15 protein-coding genes are annotated in these 19,541 nt (G+C 50.7%); 3 read left to right on the top strand and 12 right to left on the bottom strand.

Annotated elements, in window-relative coordinates; all coding sequences use genetic code 11:
- Positions 1-49: 49 nt before the first annotated feature.
- Together CHL74_RS16605 and CHL74_RS09335 are read right to left on the bottom strand one after the other, a co-directional pair.
- Positions 50-292 carry a hypothetical protein gene (locus tag CHL74_RS16605; protein WP_176452214.1) on the bottom strand — a complete coding sequence of 81 codons (243 nt, stop codon included), beginning with the start codon at positions 290-292 and terminating at the stop codon, positions 50-52.
- 183 nt (positions 293-475) lie between these two features.
- Complete coding sequence (locus tag CHL74_RS09335) at positions 476-3,259, bottom strand: calcium-translocating P-type ATPase, PMCA-type (RefSeq protein ID WP_094880893.1); 2,784 nt, start codon at positions 3,257-3,259, stop codon at positions 476-478.
- Between the two features lie 256 nt (positions 3,260-3,515).
- Between CHL74_RS09335 and CHL74_RS09330 the strand changes: the two genes are divergently transcribed.
- Entirely contained in the window at positions 3,516-5,396 is a 1,881-nt protein-coding gene (locus tag CHL74_RS09330; RefSeq protein ID WP_254923261.1) for a RelA/SpoT family protein, read from the top strand.
- Between the two features lie 63 nt (positions 5,397-5,459).
- Here CHL74_RS09330 and CHL74_RS09325 read toward each other — a convergent pair whose 3' ends face one another.
- Together CHL74_RS09325 and CHL74_RS09320 are read right to left on the bottom strand one after the other, a co-directional pair.
- A complete protein-coding gene (locus CHL74_RS09325) occupies positions 5,460-7,271 on the bottom strand; it encodes a chloride channel protein (RefSeq protein WP_094880891.1) in 1,812 nt (603 codons plus the stop codon).
- A 1-nt stretch (position 7,272) separates the two neighbouring features.
- The gene (locus CHL74_RS09320) at positions 7,273-7,842 is read right to left on the bottom strand and encodes an L-threonylcarbamoyladenylate synthase (protein WP_094880890.1); all 570 of its coding nucleotides are present in this window, start codon (positions 7,840-7,842) and stop codon (positions 7,273-7,275) included.
- Between the two features lie 150 nt (positions 7,843-7,992).
- Here CHL74_RS09320 and fmt point away from each other — a divergent pair, with 150 nt between their 5' ends.
- Positions 7,993-8,976, top strand: a complete 984-nt coding sequence (gene fmt, locus CHL74_RS09315) for a methionyl-tRNA formyltransferase (RefSeq protein ID WP_094880889.1) — start codon at positions 7,993-7,995, stop codon at positions 8,974-8,976.
- Between the two features lie 98 nt (positions 8,977-9,074).
- Here the strand turns inward: fmt and CHL74_RS09310 are convergent, their stop codons facing one another.
- Together CHL74_RS09310 and CHL74_RS09305 are read right to left on the bottom strand one after the other, a co-directional pair.
- Positions 9,075-9,764 (bottom strand): porin family protein, encoded by a 690-nt coding sequence (locus CHL74_RS09310; RefSeq protein WP_094880898.1) that lies wholly within the window; start codon positions 9,762-9,764, stop codon positions 9,075-9,077.
- A 166-nt stretch (positions 9,765-9,930) separates the two neighbouring features.
- Positions 9,931-11,070: an AAA family ATPase gene (locus CHL74_RS09305; protein ID WP_094880888.1), complete on the bottom strand. Its 1,140-nt coding sequence runs from the start codon at positions 11,068-11,070 to the stop codon at positions 9,931-9,933.
- Between the two features lie 149 nt (positions 11,071-11,219).
- On the opposite strand from CHL74_RS09305, the gene CHL74_RS09300 reads away from it, so the two are divergent.
- On the top strand, positions 11,220-12,503 hold the full coding sequence (locus CHL74_RS09300; protein ID WP_094880887.1) for a Y-family DNA polymerase: 1,284 nt from the start codon (positions 11,220-11,222) through the stop codon (positions 12,501-12,503).
- Positions 12,504-12,987: 484 nt separating this feature from the next.
- Here CHL74_RS09300 and CHL74_RS09295 read toward each other — a convergent pair whose 3' ends face one another.
- The 6 genes from CHL74_RS09295 to dnaG all read right to left on the bottom strand — a co-directional run bounded on the left by CHL74_RS09295 (position 12,988) and on the right by dnaG (position 19,532).
- A complete protein-coding gene (locus CHL74_RS09295; RefSeq protein WP_254923260.1) occupies positions 12,988-13,389 on the bottom strand; it encodes an MmcQ/YjbR family DNA-binding protein in 402 nt (133 codons plus the stop codon).
- Positions 13,377-14,936, bottom strand: coding sequence for an ATP-binding protein (locus CHL74_RS09290; protein ID WP_094880896.1), 1,560 nt, complete (start codon positions 14,934-14,936; stop codon positions 13,377-13,379). Before CHL74_RS09290 ends, CHL74_RS09295 begins: the two co-directional genes overlap by 13 nt.
- Before the next feature lie 100 nt (positions 14,937-15,036).
- A complete protein-coding gene (cls, locus tag CHL74_RS09285; RefSeq protein ID WP_094880886.1) occupies positions 15,037-16,467 on the bottom strand; it encodes a cardiolipin synthase in 1,431 nt (476 codons plus the stop codon).
- A gap of 38 nt (positions 16,468-16,505) precedes the next feature.
- Positions 16,506-17,075: a 7-carboxy-7-deazaguanine synthase QueE gene (locus CHL74_RS09280; RefSeq protein ID WP_094880885.1), complete on the bottom strand. Its 570-nt coding sequence runs from the start codon at positions 17,073-17,075 to the stop codon at positions 16,506-16,508.
- Positions 17,076-17,090: 15 nt separating this feature from the next.
- Positions 17,091-17,426, bottom strand: a complete 336-nt coding sequence (queD, locus tag CHL74_RS09275) for a 6-carboxytetrahydropterin synthase QueD (RefSeq protein WP_094880884.1) — start codon at positions 17,424-17,426, stop codon at positions 17,091-17,093.
- Between the two features lie 117 nt (positions 17,427-17,543).
- Positions 17,544-19,532, bottom strand: a complete 1,989-nt coding sequence (gene dnaG / locus CHL74_RS09270) for a DNA primase (protein WP_094880883.1) — start codon at positions 19,530-19,532, stop codon at positions 17,544-17,546.
- Positions 19,533-19,541: the final 9 nt, after the last annotated feature.

Raw genomic sequence — 19,541 nt, 5'->3', positions numbered from 1 at the left:
GAATCACTCAACTCCAAGCTTAAGGCATTTAGAGGCCAACTGCGTGGAGTTAGGGACATACCGTTCTTTTTCTATCGTGTATCGTTGATATTTGGGTAGGGATGCCACGGACTTTATCGGATGAGCCGAGAAGTCTTGCCGATTCTAACTTATCATATTCAGAATCACTCCATTTCTTGCTTAATGGCAATATTGCAGCATAACGCATTAACTCGATTTCCTGCATCATATATCCAGTTTGCTTTGCAACAGACATGGCGCGTTTGTACAGATACTTCTTGATGATGTTCATAGTCTCTTTTTTTTGTTTATGAATTAAAGAGTGATAAAGTAACCGTTTGCTTTCATAAAAGTTTGGCTTTTTTATAGTATCGGACAGAAAAAGAAATAAGGAGTTAAGCCACATGCTTTATAGCTTGAGATTTTAGCTAAAAGCAAAGGCTTAACTCCTTAAGACTATAGGAAGCGAAGATGCTTAGGCGTGATGTTGTCTTTGAACCATACATCTTCTTATATCCGGCATGATGAGAACGGGCGATGTGATGAGCAGCAGCCATCCCCAATCGTTTAGTGACAGAGCGGAGACGTTGAACATTTCGCCCAAGAATGTCACGATAAGCACCTGTCCTATCAAGATGACCAATGCAATGTAAATGAAGCTGGCGCTGAACGAGCTTTCGGCTTCCTTGTCCTTTCTGAATGCAGCGGCGATGTCCTGGATAAGACTGCGGGAGGTCTTGAAATACTTGGCATTAAAGAGATTCCAGAACTGCAACAGCACGAAGAACGTGAAGAAGACGCTTAGCTCGTAGGTGCTCAGATGTTGCTTGTTCTTGCTGAAATCGAGCATTCCGGTGACGAAGAGCTTGAGCTTTTCGGTGTCGAAGAGGTCGGATACGGACGAAATGTCGCAATGCCATAGCAGCTGCCACAGTCCTGCCAGAAGCAGGAAGAACGTCAAGCCGACGCCTACGGTCTGCCATGCCATGCTCTTTGTGATGATGTGGCTTTGCGGATTTCGCGGCTTCTCGTTAAGCACATTCTTGTTGGCTGGCAATGATGACAATGCCATAGCAGCGAACGTGTCCATGATGAGGTTCACCCACAGCATCTGTGTGACGTTGAGCGGCGAGTCGAGACCAGTGAATGCTCCGATAAGGACGATAAGGCATGCGCAGATGTTGATGGTCATCTGGAACAGAATGAATCGCTGTATGTTCAGATAAAGCGAGCGTCCCCAGATGATGGCCTTGACGATGCTGCCGAACGAATTGTCCAGAATGGTGATGTCGCTCGCCTCTTTCGCTCTTGACGTGCCGTCGCCCATAGACAGACCCACTTGAGCCTTGCTCAGAGCGGGAGCGTCGTTAGTGCCGTCCCCCGTGACAGCCACCACCTGATTCTGCTTCTGCAGCAAGGTCACCAGTCGTGCCTTGTCGTCAGGACGAGCTCGTGAGATAATCTTGAAGTTCTTGTCCGCAATGAGCGTCATGGCTTCATCGTCCGACATCTTTTCGAAGGCGTCGCCGGTGACGGTCTGGTTATGCTCGTCATTGTCCAGCAAACCAATCTGTCGTCCTATCTCGTTAGCCGTGCCTGAGGTGTCGCCCGTAACGATAATCACTCTTACTCCAGCCTTCTGTGTGCAGTCTGTAATGGCTTCACGTACGTCTTCACGTACAGGATCGGCAATGCCGACAATGCCGTCGAAGGTGAGCGGACTCCACTTACCGTCCTCTTCGTGCTGTGAAGCGAACGCCAATGTGCGCATGGCTTTGGCTTGATATTCCGCCAAGGTCTGCATCACGTGCGCCTTGTCCGTACTGCCGGCTATGGCTTCGCACATGTTGAGCAATACCTCCGGCGCACCCTTCACGTATCTGACATGCTGTTCGTCCTTCGGAATGTCTTTGCCTTCGCGACCATCGAACTCCATTCTCATATACTTCTTCTCCGTAGAGAACGGCTCGCCCTGTCCTAAGCCGTAAAGATGGCGAAGGGTTTCGTAGTTGACGCCTTTGGCTTTCAGCCACAAAAGCAGTGCTCCCTCAGTGGGATTGCCCAATGGCTTTTCCTTGCCGTTGTCGTCGATGGATATCTCGGCAGTGGAGTTGAGAGCCACGTTGAGCTGTATTCTGTGTTCGGCGTTATCTCCATAGAACTCGTGTGCCACGACCGTCATCTTGTTCTGCGTGAGTGTTCCTGTCTTGTCCGTGCAAATCACGGTGGTGGCGCCCATCGTTTCGCAAGCGTGCAGCTTTCGCACAAGATTGTTCTCTTTCAGCATCTTACGCATGCTGAGAGCCAGACTGACGGTGACGCTCATAGGAAGTCCTTCGGGAACGGCAACGACAATCAAGGTGACGGCAAGCATGATGGAACCTAAAGCAAAGTCGGCTATTTCGATCAGCGAATGGTTGTTGGCGGCATTTCCGTCGAAGAAGAAAAAGTAGACCATGCGACCGATGACAATGAGTATGGCAACGATGAAGCTGAACTTGGATATCATCTTGCCCAAAGTGTCGAGCTGCTGGTTGAGCGGCGTCTCCACCTCTTTGCCCTCATGCGTCTTAGCCACGCCCTTTCCTTCGATGGTGTCCATGCCAATCTTGCTGACATGGAAGATGGCGGTGCCTCCGATGACGGTGGAACCGCGCAGTACCATATTGGAAGGGAAGGTGGCTTCCTTGTCAAACTCTTCCTTGTAAGCTGACTTTCGGGCGTATTGCTCTCCCGTGAAGTTAGATTCGTCCACGATGAAGGAGTTGGTCTCGTCCAGATATCCGTCCGCAGGAATCTCGTCACCGTTCTCAAGATAGACATAGTCGCCGACGCATACGTCATGCTTCTTCACCTCACGTATACGTATCTGCTCCTTGCCGTCCTCCATAAACTTACGGTATACCTTTATGGGACGTTGGTCCTTGACGGTGTTGAGCACCTCAAATTCTTTCTCTGCTTTCACCTCGAAGATGAATCCCACGCCCGTGGCAAGCAATAATGCGGACAGGATGCCTATCGGTTCGAACAGTATCTTCGTGCCTTTATCCATATAGAAAGCCTCATACAAAGACACTATTACGGAGAAGAAGAACACCACTAACAACACGATTATCAGTGGATCCTTAAACTTCTCCAGATAAGCTTTCCATAAGGAATCTCTTTCTGGTGGCGGGATGAGGTTCTTTCCTCTGCCGTCAGTCGTCTGCTGTGAATTGTCAACCAGACATTGATGTAAGAACGATCTTTTCTTATGCATTTCTATATAAATGTGTTTTTTTTTATTATGATGCAAAGGTATGAAAAATCAAAGTCTAAACTACATTTAAACCATAAAAGTCGCTTAATTTTAATATTATTGTTACCTTTATGAAACATTTAAAAACTACGACTCAATGAAATATGAAAAAAACTTGATAGTTTTTGTGGTTATTTCTTGCTCTATGTTGTCATAAACGATAAAGACAAAATAGAGAGATGTAAACTGAAAACAACAACTTTAAAAATGAGTGATTATGACAATGACAGACATGTACAGAAAGAAGATACAGGCCGACGTGGATGTTATCTTCTCGTTGTTGGCTCAACGTGTGGACGAGAAGCAGTTGGCATTGACGCGTGAAGCATACCGATTTGCCGAATTCGCGCATCGTGATCAGAAGCGCAAGTCAGGCGAACCATATATCAGTCATCCGGTGGCTGTGGCACGCATCATAATTGAGGAAATGGGATTGGGAGTCAATCCTGTAATGGCTGCATTCCTCCACGACACAATTGAGGATTGCCCTTATTCTATTGACGAAATCCGTGAGCGTTTCGGCGATGATGTGGCGTTCCTTGTAGGTGTGGTGACAAAGCTGAAGAAGGAGAAATATAAGCATTCCAAGCAGGTGGACAACTTCCGTCAGATACTCTCATCTGTGGAGTACGACGTGCGTGCCATCTTGCTGAAACTGGCTGACCGCCTCCATAATATGCGCACGCTGAGCAGCATGCCTTCCGCCAAGCGTATGAAGATAGCTTCGGAAACGGAGTATTTCTATGCTCCTTTGGCTAACCGTCTGGGTCTGTATGACGTGAAGAGCGAGCTTGAAAACCTGTCGTTACGTTATCGCTGTCCAGCCGAATACCAGAAGCTGGAGAAGCTCTTGGCGGACCTGCAAGAGTCGGAAAAGCCTACCGTGGACGCCTTCATCGCCAAGGCGCAGGAGATATTGGACGCCAATGGGGTGGAGGTTCGTATAGAGTTGCGTATGCGTTCGCCTTACAGTGTATGGCGCAAGATGCAGACCAAGGGCTGCGACTTCTATCATGTTGACGGCAAGCATTATGTCCGCATTATTTATAAAGCGGAGGGTACGAAGGAGGAGAAGGAGGTCTGCATGCAGATATACAGCTTGCTGACCGAGTATTTCAAGGAGATGCCGTATTCCGTTGTAAACTATATCAACACTCCAAAGGATAACGGATACAGAAGCTTCCACATGAAGCTGCTCAATATGCGCGGCAAGTGGGAGGAGGTGCACATATCTTCAGAGCGCATGGTTCGTAATAACCGTCTCGGTTGTACGGCTGAGCGTACGGACGAGAACGTCATGGAATGGTTGCAGAACTTCAAGGAGGTGCTTAAGGACATCGCTTTCCATTCCGACGATAATGACTATCTGGAATATGTGAAGTCTACGTTCTATAATGACAACATCATTGCGTTTACGCCCAACGGCGATAGTGTCAAACTGCCAAAGAACGCCACGGCTCTGGATTTTGCCTTCGACATACATTCCGAAGTGGGACTTCATGCTGTCTATGCACGTGTCAACGGCAAGCTGTGTTCGGTGAAGACGGTGCTCCATCGTGGCGACTGCGTGGAGATAGGGGTGGACAAGGACGCGAAGCCTGAGGCTGACTGGTTGGGTCATGTGCTTACTTACAAGGCAAAGAGCAATATCAGCCGCTTCCTTTCCAACCGTCCGAAGTTGGAGTATCAGCGTTGTCAGTGCTGTCATCCTCTGCCGGGAGACGAGGTGGCAGGCTTTAAGGACGCTGACGGCAACATCACGCTCCACAAGAGCAACTGCCCGGTGGCAATAAAACTGGCTTCGCAGCAGGGCGACTCTATTGTGGATGTCTGCTTTGAGGAGAGCGAGGATTTTCTCTTTCCTGTGCGTATCTGCATCCGTGGTGTCGACCGTTTTCATCTTCTTACTGATGTGGTGGCTTGCATTACGGAGCAGCAGAATCTGTCAATCTCAAAGCTTGTCACGGAGACCAAGGACCGTATAGTGGAGACCATAGTGGACTTTCAGGTGCATTCCGCCAAGGAACTGCAACATGCCATCGACAGCATCGAGCATATTAATAATGTGGACGAGGTGGCAAGAGTGGACATTGAGTAACCGAAAATGAAAGTGGCGCTTCAGGAGAATAATCCTGAAGCGCCACTTTTCATTTCGGTGTGCTTATTCGGCTGAGAAGTCAGCCACCATCTTGCGGTACATGCTGTAGGCACGTGTGCGTGAGATGTAGCCCGTGAGGTGTCCGGCGTTGTTTACCACGGGAAGATAGCGGGTGCCCTTAAGGTCGAACTTTCGCATCACTTCCTCCATCGAGTCGTTGACGCCCACCTTTGCAGCGACGGGCTGCATGAGTTGTCTTACAGTCAGCTTGTTGTAGAGTTCGGCGCGGAACATCACGTGTCTTATCTTAGTGATGTCAATCTCGCCGAGTATGCTTCCGGCATTGTCGAGCACGGGGATGAAGCTGGTGTGGCTCTTCGATATGGCGTTAACCAGTTTGCCGAGCGGCATGTCGGGCTGAACGGACGTGAACTCGTGCTCCACTACGCTTTCCATGCTCATCAGCGTGAGCACCGAACGGTCAGTATGGTGGGTGAGCAGCTTTCCCTCGCGAGCCAGTCGCATGGCGTAAATGCTGTGCGGCTCGAAGATGCTGATGGTCATAACGGAGCAGATGCTCACAATCATGAGCGGCATGAAGAGATTATATCCGTTGGTGATTTCGGCTATAAGAAAGATGCCCGTGAGCGGGGCGTGCATCACTCCTGCCATCACTCCTGCCATGCCAAGCAGCGTGAAGTTCTTCTCGGGGATGTAGACGCCCACCTGATAGATGTTCCAGAGGCGTGCGAAGAGGAATCCGCTGAATGCTCCCACGAAGAGCGAAGGTGCGAACGTACCACCGCAACCGCCTCCACCGTTGGTGGCAGCCGTGGCGAATGTCTTGGTGAGGACCACAAGGGCGATGTAGAGGATGAGCAGATGGCCGTGACCATAGAAGAGCGAGTTCTTGAGCAGCTCTTCCCAGTCGGCTTCACTAACGCCGTTGAGCAGGATGTTTATGGCGGAATAGCCCTCGCCGTAGAGTACGGGGAAGACGAAGATGAGCGAGCTGAGCAGCACGCCTCCCAATGCCAACTTGGCGTAACGCTTTTCCTTCAAACGTGCGAAGAGACCCTCGCAGGCTCCCATGGAGCGGATGAAGTAGAGGCTGACGAGTCCGCATACCACGCCGAGCACAATGCTTGCCGGTATGCGTTCGATAATCCATTCGCCGTCCAGATGGAAATTGAAGAGTGAGTCGCTTCCCATAAACATATACGTAAAGCACGTGGCGGTGACCGCTGCAGTAAGGATGGGCAGAAGCGATGCCATGCTGAGGTCCACCATCAGCACCTCCAGCGTGAACACCAGTCCGGCTATCGGCGCCTTGAAGATGCCGGCGATGGCAGCTGCCGCACCGCATCCCACAAGCAGCATCAGCGTCTTCTTGTCCATGCGGAAGTACTGTCCGAGATTGGAACCGATGGCTGAACCGGTAAGCACGATAGGTGCCTCGGCTCCTACTGATCCGCCGAATCCGATGGTTATGGCAGATGCCACCACTGACGTCCAGCAGTTATGGCGTTTCAGTCGCGACTGCTTGGAGGAGATGGCATACAGGATGCGCGTGATACCGTGCGATATGTTGTCCTTCACCACGTATTTGACGAATAAGGAAGTAAGATAAACGCCAATGATAGGGAAGATGAGGAACGTCCAGTTGAACGAGTCGGACGTGATGCCCGTTCTGAGCAGCGTCTGTATCTCGTGTATCAAGGAGTGGAGCAGGAAGGCAGCCACCGACGCGAGAAATCCGATGAGGAACGCCAGTATGATTGTGGACTGGCGTTCGGACAGATGCGTGGTGCGCCATTTATAGAGGCGGTCTGCCAGCGTCTCCTTAGGCTCGTTTATTAAGACTTCGGGTTCCATGTCATTTTCTGATGATGGTTACTTGTCCGTCTCGTGTGAGCTTGATGATGCTGCTCGGTGTGTGAGGCTTGTGCTCCTGACGTCTTGTCCAGCAAACATAGTCGACAGCTTCGAGCAGTTCGGGCGCGATGTCGCCATAGTTCTGTGCAGCAGGTTCGCCGCTTATGTTGGCGCTGGTGCTTACGATGGGCTTCTGGAAGCGGTAGCACAGCTCCTTGGAGAACGGCTCGTTGGTAATGCGCATTCCGATGCTTCCGTCCTCGGCTATGAGGTTAGGCGCGAGGTTTACGGCGCCGTCCAGTATCACGGTGGTGGGTTTCTCCGCCAGCTCCATGATGTCCCATGCCACATCGGGCACGTCCCTAACGTAGCGTTGCACGCGGTCAACGGAGTCGGCGAGGCATATCAGCGCCTTCGAGTCGTCGCGGTGCTTTATGGCATATACCTTTGCTACGGCTTCGGCGTTGGTGGCGTCGCAGCCAATTCCCCATACGGTGTCGGTGGGATAGAGTATCACTCCACCCTTGCGCATTGTCTCTACAGCGTTCTTGATGTCTTCTTTCTGTGTCATCTCTGATATTCTGAATTTTATGTTGTTACTTCAAATGAATGTAAATACAAAGTTACGTTTTTTTTCGTTTTGTGAAAAATAATAAGGCAACGTTTATTTCCCACCCTTGTTTTTTCGTAACTTTGTACGAAAGAATAGATATAAAACAAGATGGAAAAGAAAGATTTGCGTATTGTCTTCATGGGAACACCCGACTTTGCTGTCGGCTCATTGAAGCGACTTGTGGAAAACGGATATAATGTTGTGGCTGTGGTCACTCAGCCTGATAAGCCCGTAGGACGTCACGGTTCGGTGCTGCGTGCATCGGCTGTGAAGGAATATGCCCTGGAGCACGGGTTGCCCGTTCTCCAGCCGGTGAAGATGAAGGATGAGGCTTTCCTTGAGGAGCTGCGTGGCTATGATGCCGACCTGCAGGTGGTGGTGGCTTTCAGAATGCTGCCAGAGGTGGTGTGGGCAATGCCCCGCTTCGGCACCTTCAATGTGCATGCCGCCCTTCTGCCGCAGTATCGCGGTGCTGCCCCGATAAACTGGGCTGTCATCAACGGCGAGACAACGACAGGCGTGACGACGTTCTTCCTCGATCATGACATCGATACTGGTAAGATAATCATGCAGCGTGAGTTCGCCATCCCCGACGATGCTGACGTGGAGTATGTATATGACGGTCTGATGGAGCTTGGTGCAGGTATCTGCCAGGACACCGTGGACCTCGTTATAGAGAAGGACGGCGACGTTCCTGCACAACCGCAGCGTGAGGACCTGCCCTTGCATGCGGCGCCGAAGATATTCAAGGAGACTTGTGAGATTGACTGGACGTTGCCAGCCAAGCGTGTGTACGACTTCGTGCGCGGTCTGAGTCCGTATCCCGGCACGTGGACAACGCTCTCGCCCCGTGGTGAGGCGGAAGGAAAAAATGCTGCGTCTGTATTGAAGGTCTTCCGCACGGCAAAGACGAATGTTGCTACTGGAGGAGCCGCTCCCGGCACGTTAAAGGCAGAACACGGACGTCTGCTCGTTGCCACAGGAGACGAATGGCTTGAGATAGTTGAGCTGCAGGCTGCAGGAAAGAAGCGTATGGCTGCCCGCGACTTCCTCAACGGATTTAAGAATGTGGAAGAACATAAGGTGAATTAGGAGTTTTGATTTATTCAATTTACAATTCAAAACTCCTAATTGCATAAAACACAAAAGCGGAATCCCGGCTTTGGGGATTCCGCTTTTGTGTTTTATGCTTAGAAGTTTACTCCTAAGCTGAGTGTCCAGCATCTGTTGTGTGATGCGTCGAACTCGTCGTGAGTGATGTTGGAAAGTCCGATGTCGTAGCCGAGATCAACGTAGAACATGTCGTATGCGGCACCGCAACCGATGCGCAGACCACCGTCGAAGCGCTGGAAATACTTGTGTGAGAACGAGCTTTCGGAAAGGCGGTCGCCATAGTTCTTGATCTTTCCTCCGACGCCACAGGCAAGGTAGCCGCCGAAGAAAGGCTGTACGGAGAAGTCGCCGTCAATGTCGATGACATACTTTGCCACGATAGGAATCTGGAGATAGTTGAGGTCGTACGTCATCTTCTTGCCCTCGAAGACGTTCTTTCCGCCCTTCTCAACGTAGAAGAGTCCGGTTTCGAGGAAGAGGGGAGTGGTGTCGGACAGTCCGAATCCTATCACGGCTCCAAGATTAAGACCCGTCTGCGAGTCGCCTCCGTCGAGAGCCTGGTCGTCTGAGTTGACCGTAGAGAAGGCTGGTCCGAGACGCAGTCCGTAATAGACGTCGCCCGTACCGATTACGCCGTCATGATGATGATAGGTATACTCCAGTCTGCCGGTGCTATTGTTGTAATAGCGGCTGTCACGATAGGCTTGTGCCTGTGCTGACAGGGTGAGGGTGATAATCGCCATTGCGATTAGGAAAATCTTTTTCATAAGCGTTTTTTTACTGTTTGTGGGAATGTTTATACATCTCTCTTTGAGCTGCAAAATTAGTATTTATCCTTTAGCCAGCAAAAGGATATGCCCTAAAAATCGGGGGAAAATCCCTATATACCATTTCTTTGGATTTTTATACGACGATTATTTTATGCAATCTCCGTCAATAGCTCCTCCTTAGCCATAAGTTCATAAAGAGGTCGTAAACGACGTATCCCTCAGGCTTACGATATACCAGTTCTTTCTCTTCGAGCACTTTCAGCGCCGCCTTTGCGCTGCTTGCTCCGCTAAGCCCGTGCGCCTTAATGAACTTTCCTGACGTGGGCTGCGAAACGATTCCTTCTTTGGCAATAGCCTTGAGCAGGGCAAACTGATTCTCCGTGAAGAACTGCACCATGCTTTCGTATTGCGCTTCGCGTCCGGCAAGAGCCGCAAGGATGGCGCTGTTGGCTTGCTGTATGCTGTCCACCTCCGTCTCGTTCTCGTACAGACGGTTCATAATGGTCTGCACATACCAGGTGTGTCCCTCAAACTCGTCATATATATACATAAACACTTCCTCGCTGAGCGCTCCTCCCTTCTTCACGAAGAAGTTGCGGCAGAAGTCGTAATAGACGTCACTCTTAAGAGGCTTCAGCCCCATCATCTCCGTGCTTTGATAGAAAGGATGTTTGGGCGAGCCGAATATTTCTGCCATAAGATGATGTTTGCTGCCTGAGAAGATGAAGTGGACATGCTGCGCAAACTGGATGTAGGAGCGCAGCATTGCTTCGGTGCCGCTTTCGGGATATTCGCCAATCTGCTGAAACTCGTCGATGGCTACGTAGACTTCCCTGCCGCTTTCGTTAAGATAATTGAAGATGCTGCGAATGGTAAGGTCTTCCTGCGACTGCTCCACGGTGATGCTCACACTTGGTTCGCCGGTGAGCGGGTCAAGGCTGAAGACAGGACGCAGCGATGCGAAGAACGTGAGCACCTTGTCCTTCAACGATGCGTTCTTGCGTACAAGGTCGTTGATGACGGTTATGCCCAACTGCTCCACAAAGTCGCGCAGGTTCTTCGTGGCGTATATGTCAACATACAGGCACACGGCGTCCTTATCGGCTTCAAGCAGATGATAGAACGTGTTCTTTATAAGTCCGGTCTTTCCGATTCTTCGTGGTGATATGAGCGTCACGTTCCTGCCGTTCCTGAGATGAGAAAGGAGCGTGGCTGTCTCTTCCTTACGGTCGCAGAAATATTCCGGACTTTCGTATCCCTGCGACACAAACGGATTGGTCAATGGTCTGAGTATGTGTGTCATAACGTGATTGCATTAATGTTGTTACAAGAATGTTGTAATGCAAAGGTAGTGAAAACCGTGCGCATTACAAAGCGAAACACGTGAGACTTTTGATTTTATTGCAATAAATCACCCTCACTATACGTTATTAATATATACGTATAACCAGCATGAAATATTACGCCATTTGCGACTGCGACAACTGCTATGTCAGTTGTGAGCGCGTCTTTCGTCCCGACCTTGAAGGCAAGCCGGTCGTCGTTCTCTCCAATAACGACGGCTGCGTTGTCGCGCGTAGTGCTGAGGCGAAGCGGTTGGGCATAAAGGCTGGCACGCCTTACTACCAGCTCGGAAGGATGTTCCCAGGTGTGAAGATTGAGGCGTTCTCGTCCAATTACGAACTCTACGGCGAGATGACGGGGCGCGTGATGACCATCATACGCGATATGGCACCGGAGTGTTTCCGCTATTCCATAGACGAGGCTTTCGCCGTGCTCGACGGGTTTAACGTGGACGAGCTGCACGAATGGGGCACGGCGCTGCACGACCGTGTGATGCAGTCGGTGGGCATGCCGGTGAGCATCGGCATCGCACCCACGAAGACAATGGCGAAGATGGCGTCACACTATGCCAAGAAATACGCCGGATACGGTCATTGCTGTGTCATCGACACCGAGGAACGGCGCATAAAGGCGGAGCAACTCTATCCCATCGGGGAGGTGTGGGGCATAGGCAGACGTTATCAGGCACGGCTCGAGAGCATGGGCATAAGGACGGCGTACGACTTTGCCTCTCATGCCCGATCGTGGGTGAGCGCCACGTTCCGTACCGTAATAATGGAGCGCACGTGGGCTGAGCTTAACGGTGTTGACTGCATTCCGGACGACATTCCTGCCAAGAAGAAGAGTATATGCACGAGCAGGAGTTTCCGCGATATGACCTCCGACTTCGACACTCTCCACACTCACATCGCCAACTTTGCCGCCCGTTGTGCGGAGAAGGCGCGTCGGCAGCGGTCGGTGGCTACGGTGGTGGGCGTCTTTGTGGACACCAACCACTTCCGTACTGACCTGACGCAATACTGGAACATGACGGAACAGACGCTCCGCATGCCGTCAGCGTCAACCATCGAAATCGTGAAAGCTGCCACGGCATGCCTGAAGCGCATCTATCGTGCTGACGTGATGTATAAGAAGGCGGGCGTGATATTGATGGGAGTGGTTCCGGACAACGCCATTCAGACCGACCTCTTCACCTTCGATGCTGACCGTCACAGGCAGATGCAGAGCCTGGACAGTGCCGTAGACAGACTTAACAAGGTGGAGGGTACGGAGACGGTGGTGCTCAGTTCGCAGCAGTATGGCAAAGGGCAGAAGTTTGCGGATGCTATCAGAAGGGAGCGTAAGAGCCAATGCCCGACAACAAGGTGGACGGACATTATAAAGCTGAAATAGGAAAGACTAAAACAAATAAAATATCAAGAAAATGACAAAATTCAAAATTCCTAATTCGGACGGCATGCCGTCCGCTATGCAAATATCGTCTAAACGGTAAAAACATGTTACAAAATAAAAATTGATTCTAGAGTTCCGATTTGCTGTTTTTACGGTGTTTTGTTGTGCAAACAGCACCCGTGCTTAACAATAGCGCACTTTTACACTACAATAGTGCCACTATTAGAGTGTAAAAGTGGCGCTATTGCATGATAAAAGTGGCACTATTGTAGTGTAAAAGTGGCGCTATTGTAGCAAAAAACGGCTTTTTTGCGAGTCTGATTTCATAAAGTTTCTTCATAAAACCGCATAATCCACTGTGTATGAATATATTGTCTCTAAACGCTCAAAACTCAAGAATTTCGCACCAAAGATTTTGTTGTGCGCCGGGCTAATAGTATTGAGCATCAGAAATGCAAATATTGTCTTTGTCAGAACCGCCGTCCTAATTCGTCTTTTTGAATTTTTTTTCTCTTACAGCTTTGGGCAGCTTGCTGACGATCAGTTCGTACGACTCTTTTATTAATGTCATCACGAGTTCTGGCTCAAGCTGCTCATAGAAGACGTCGCTCCAGTGTTTCTTGTTCCAATGAAAGGCAGGAGTGACGGCTTCGTATTGTTCGCGCAGTTCCTCGTTTCTCTCAGGACTCAGCTTGCATGCGAATCTCCTCATCCCGTCCCTCGTCTCATATCGCCCGCTTCCCAGCCAAAGGCAAAGAAAAATCTTGCCTTCAACACGGAAGGTGACGTTGTCGTCGCCAAACGGCTGGTCTTCTGTCACGCCGAATAACGACAGCGTGAAGTCTCTGACTTGTTCGATGTCCATAGCAGTTGTTATCTTATCCATTCCATCATGATGTTCTTATTGGTGTCCACTTCGAAGCTGATGCCCATCTTCACCACCTTCTTGTCACTCATAGCAAAAGCCTTGTCATAATGCTTAGCGTTTATTTGGTCAAGAGCATCCTGTGCAGACTTTCCGAACTTCAATTCCATAATATATATGGTGTCGGACGTTTCCATTGTTATGTCAGTTCTGCCGTTGAATGTATGTTGTTCCACCTGAATGCGAAAGTGTGAGAGCAGGGCAAAGATTATATACATGGCTTGCTGATAGTGGCCTTCGTAGTCAGTGTTGGCACAATAAGGAACTGTCTCCCAGAATGTCTTGAGAAGCTGCATCGCGTCGTCAATCATTCCACGTTTTATAAGAGAGGACATTCTGGCAATAACCACCCTGCCCGCGTCTGTATCGCGGTCAAGATAATAAGGTAAGAGGTTTTCGTACAATCCTATTCTTATTTCCATGTTAGGAATGTCGAGATGGTAAAGCTCGGTTTCCTTGTCGTAGTCCTTGATTGTCACATATCCGCTTTGGTAAAGCAATGGTGTGATGGTGGCCATTCGTTCCGTAGGAGCATCGAATGCTGTCTTAGGAGCATAGAAGTCGCCTATTTTAGATGGTGCAACATCATATTTACGGAGCATTTCCAACAAGTAAGTAGGAGTTCCTGAGGCAAACCAGAACGCTTCGATGTTTTGCTTGGCGAAACAGCTTAACAGGCTGAACGGATTGAATACGTCAGGCGAAGGCCACGTGAAGTGATAGCCATCATAATATTCTTTCAGCTTGGCTATTGTCGATTCTCGGTCAGCTCCCATACTCTCAGCCAGTCTGTCGATGTCGTCGCTCATCTGTGTGAGCAACTCGTCTTTTGTGATGCCGCAAATGCCTGAATATGGAGTGTCCATACTTATGTTTGCGATATTGTTTAATTCGCTGAATATGCTAAGTTGTGAGAATTTTGTAATGCCGGTAAGTAATACAAAACGCAATTTAGGGTCGCAGTCTTTCAGCGGACTGAAGAAATTACGCATCACGCTTCTCAATATTTCGAGGCTGTTGTCTTCGTGTACCACGTCAAGCAATGGAGCGTCGTATTCGTCAATCAATACCACCACCTGTTTGCCCGTAATCTCGTACACCTTATTTATAAGATTTAGGAGGCGTACGTTTGGGTCCGGCGAATCGCATGTAATGCCAAAACGTTCTTCGTTGTTGTGTAAGAGGAATAAGAGATAGCGTTCAAGTTGTTCTTTCTCCATGTGCTTGCCACCTGCAAAACTAAAGAGAAGAACAGGATATTCTTTCCATTCTTTCTCCAGTTTCTCGATGGCAAGACCTTCGAACAATTCGCGCTTGCCCTCAAAATAACTCTTTATGGTGGAGACAAGAAGCGACTTGCCAAAACGGCGCGGCCTGCACAGGAAAAAATACTTGCCGTCCGTATGGGTTATACGGTAGACGTATTCCGTCTTGTCGATGTAGAGGTTGTCGTTTCTGCGTATCTCCTCAAATGTCTGAATGCCTATCGGATATAATTTTCTTGCCATAATGGTGCGCTTTATTGTCTGTGTTGTCAAAGTTAAGCATTATTCGCGACATTGCCAAATATAATAATGTTTCCAAATGTAAAAAGGTATGTATTCACAGTTATAGCAGCGGAGCCAGCAGACGGAAGAGCGATTCGGTTAAGCGGTGGAGGTATGGTCGGTGTCTTAGGGTGTCTACGTCGTTGAAGTCGACGGATTGTGCCTCGTCTGCCATATACAGCTCTTTTATGCGCAATGCCATTTGGCGGTCGTAAAAGAAGACGTTCGACTCGAAATTGTTCTCGAAGCTGCGGAAGTCGATGTTGGTGGAACCGCACGTGCTGACTTCGTCGTCGGCTACGAGCAGCTTGCTGTGATTGAATCCGCCCTCGAAGAGCTTTATCTTCACTCCCGCTGCAAGCGTCTCCACCACATACGACAGGCTTGCCCATTCAAGGAGGTGGGAGTCGCTGTGGCGCGGCACCATGAGGCGGACGTCCACGCCGGCGAGAGCGGCGGTGCGCATGGCGAAGAGCACGGGCTCGGTGGGCAGGAAGTAAGGCGACTCCATGTAGACGTAGCTCTTTGCCTCAAGCAGGATGCGCACGTAGCCCTGCATGATGTCGGGCCAGGGCGCAATGGGGCTGCTCGTCACCATCTGTGCCAGGCAGTCGTTGCTGATTTTCCACGGCATCGGAGGATAATACTTGCGGTTGGTGACAAGTGTGCGGTCGACGAAATACCAGTCGACGAGGAAGGCGCGTTGCAGGGCGTAGACGATGCTGCCTCTGAGTCGCATGTGCGTGTCGCGCCACGGCAGCGTGCCGTTACGCATGCCTTTCACGTAGCGCAGGGCTATGTTTATGCCTCCGGTGAATCCCTCTATGCCGTCGATTACGCAAACCTTGCGGTGGTTGCGATAGTTCACTTTGCTGGTGAAAGCAGGGAATTTCACAGGCATGAAGGCGCAGACGTCAATGCCAGCCTTCTTCATGCGTTCGAAGAAGGCACTCGGCACACGCCAGCAGCCCACGTCGTCATAGATGACGCGTATCTCGACGCCTTCCTTTGCCTTCTGTATGAGTGCGTCGGCGATGAGGCGGCCCAACGGGTCGTCGTCGAAGATGTAGGTCTCAAGATGGATGTGATGTCGGGCGCGGCTGATGGCTTGCAGCAGCGCAGGGAAGAATTGATAGCCGTCGGTATAGAATTCCGCTTCATTGTCCTTGAAGGGTAAGGCGAGGCTTTGGTTGGTGAAGAGGCGGACAAGCGACTGGAATTTGTCGGGCATACGCAACTCGCGCTGCTCGACAAATTCCAGCATCTGCCGCTTTGACAACTGGTCGAGCGACCGCTGTGAGATAAATCGCATCTTCCGCGTGTTCTGTCCGAAGAAGATGTAGAGAATGATGCCCGCAACAGGGACGAAAAGGAGCACCATCACCCAAGCCATCGTCTTGGCTGGTTGACGGTTGTCCATGAGTATCGTAACAATGATGCTTACGATAACCATGATGTAGATAAGCAGGAATATCCAGTGGATGTATATCATATCCTTTACTTCTTTCCGGCGAGCATTTCTTTTGTTTTTTACTTGAATCCGGCAAGCTTATGTGTCTGTAGTGACAGACGCCATTCGGGGTGTTGCAGGATGTAGTCGAGGCAGCGCTGTATGATACGTGCGTTGCGCTCCGCGTCGCCGACGTCGCATGGCTGCAGATAGCGATAGCGCGACTGTATGCCGTGGTCGTCGGGGGTAGTGGTTGTCTCCTCGAATATCACCTTCAGCTCGTCGCAACTTTTTATGTTGGTGACGCCTTTCGGGGAGCATGTGGTCCAGTCGATGCCTGCGGGGACGGGATGTGTGCCGTTGGTTTCCATGGCTATTTCGTACCCGTGGGCATGCAGCTTGTCAATGAGGGGCTTGTCTGCTTGCAGCGACGGCTCGCCTCCGGTGAGAACCACGAAGCGCGAAGGGAAGTCCTTGATGCGCTCGATGATGTCGTCATCGGTCAGTTCGTCGTATCGGGAGAAGTCGGTGTCGCAGAACGGACATTTGAGATTGCATCCCGAGAAGCGTATGAAGATGGCGGCGCGTCCTGTGTTGTGACCTTCGCCTTGCAGCGAGTAGAAGATGTCGTTAACTCTCTTTTTGTTCATCTTTCGTTCCTCCGTCTATTCTGTTGCGTCATAAATGGCTTTGTTGCCCTCGCTCTCCTGCACCATGCAGCGGTAACACTGCGGAATCTGCTCCGTCACCCAGCGTGCGATGTTCTCTGCCGTGGGGTTGAAGGGCAGCACTTCGTTGAGGTTGGCGTGGTCGAGGCGGTCGCTGACAAGGCGCTTGATGTGCGTGAAGTCGACAACCATTCCGTCCTTGTTGAGTTCACTTGACTTACAGTAGACTGTGATAATCCAGTTGTGACCATGCAAGTTCTGGCACTTGCTTTCGTATGAGAGTTTCAGGCAGTGACATGCCGAAATCTCCATGGTCTTTTCGATGTAATACATATAAATACGTGTTGTTTTGGTTTGATATTCATGGCAGCGCAGGATTACTCCGACCTGCGCCGCCAAGTGTATGCTTTTTTATAGTCTTTATTATCCGGCTTTTAATGGCCTTTCCCGTCAGACGATGATGTTGTTGCCGAGCAGCTTAGCCACCTTCGACCTCAATTCGTGCATCATCTTGTATTCCTCAAGCAACTGCTGCAGACTGACGGGATCGGCTGCGGCTTGTGTTATCTGACTCTGAAGCTGCTTCATTCGCTGCTCCACGTAGTCCATGCGGAAGTCGTTGAGCAGGTGTTCGGTCTGCTTGCGAAGGTCTGTGATGCGGTTTTCTGCCTCCTCTCGCTTCTCCTCATTGCTCTTCTCTTCGTCCTGAGACGTCTTCTTACGTTCCTCAAGAAGGCGATACTGGTCCATACAGATGGACGTTGCCATGCGCGAAATCTCGATGTCCTCATGGTTGAGGAAGAACTGTTCGGCTGAGAACCCCTGGTCCTGACTGTGCTCCACGGCGTCTTTCAGTACGCGAGCAAAGAGAGGATTCTGGAAGCTGAGGCCGTCAATGCTGAGGTTATAGTCGATGTATTGGGCGATGTTGAGGCTGACGGTCTGACCGTCCTCCGTCTCCACATTGTCGAATATTACGGTTTCGCCATGACGGATGATCAGTTCGGCAAGCATACGCTCCACCTTTGATGCCTGCTGCACAGGGGTGACGTCCTGCACCACTTGCGGTTGTGCTGTCGCTTGCTGCTGTGCTTGCGGGTCGCGTGCCGCATCTGGGAAGCGGTTCTCGCGGTTATTGCGTATGAAATTGTTCAGGGTGTTGATGAGTGTGGCCTCGTTGATGCCCATTCTTACGGAGCAGTCGTGGAGGTAAGTGTCGCGCAACACCTGATTGGTGACGAACGATATGCTTCGTACTACGGAATTGATGGCCTCCGACCGTTTCAGCGGGTCGCGCTCGTTCTTGAGCAGAAGGTCTGTCTTGAACTGTATGAAGTCGGTCTGATGTTCCTCTATGTACTTACGGAAGTCAGCCGCCGTATGCTTGCGTGAGAACGAGTCGGGGTCGTCGCCGTCGGGGAGAAGTAACACCTTGAGGTTCATTCCCTCGGCAAGCAGCATGTCGGTGCCTCGCATGGCAGCGTGAATGCCGGCTGCATCGCCGTCGTAGAGCAGGGTGATGTTCGACGTAAAGCGGTGAAGAATGTGAATCTGGTGTACGGAAAGAGCCGTACCCGAGTTTGCCACGACGTTCTCAATGCCACACTGGTGCATGGAGATGACATCCGTATAGCCCTCCACCATAAACACGCGGTCTTCCTTGGCAATGGCTTTCTTAGCCTGATAGATGCCGTATAGCTCGCGGTCCTTGTGGTAAATTTCCGAATCGGGCGAGTTGACGTACTTCTGGTTTACGCCCTTGGTGCGCGAGTCGAGCAGTCGTCCTCCGAATCCCACCACCTTTCCGCTGATGCCTATCCACGGGAAGATGACACGTCCTGCATAGCGGTCGATAAGGTCGCCGCGGTCTGTCTTATAGCAGATGCCGGTTTTGAGAATAAACTCCTCCTTATAGCCTTTGCTTAACGCTTCCGTGGCAAGAGCGCGTGCGTTCTGCAGGTCGTAACCGAGCTTGAACTTCTTTATGATGTCGTCTCTGAAGCCTCTGCTGCGGAAATACTGCATGCCGATGGCGACGCCGTCTGGGTCGTTGTGCAGCTTGTCGCTGAAATAGCCCATCGCCCATTCGTTGACGATGAACATACTCTCACGGTCACTCTGCTCTCGCTTCTCCTCTTCGGAAAGCTCGCGTTCATGTATCTCGATGTGGTATTTCTTTGCCAGCCATCTCAGTGCCTCCACATAGGTCATCTGCTCGTGCTCCATGATGAAGCTGATGGGATTGCCTCCCTTTCCGCATCCGAAGCAATGGCAGGTGCCGCGTGCCGGCGAGACGATGAAGGACGGTGTCTTTTCGTCATGGAACGGACACAGTCCCTTATAGTTTGCTCCGCTGCGTCGCAGCGTTACAAACTCGGACACCACGTCCACAATGTTGGCGGCGTCCTTGATGCGTTCTACGGTGGCGCGATCAATCATATATTATCT

Origin of the sequence: Prevotella sp. 885 (assembly GCF_002265625.1) — a bacterium.
Classification (GTDB): domain Bacteria; phylum Bacteroidota; class Bacteroidia; order Bacteroidales; family Bacteroidaceae; genus Prevotella.
This window is presented reverse-complemented; position numbering and strand designations above follow the sequence as displayed.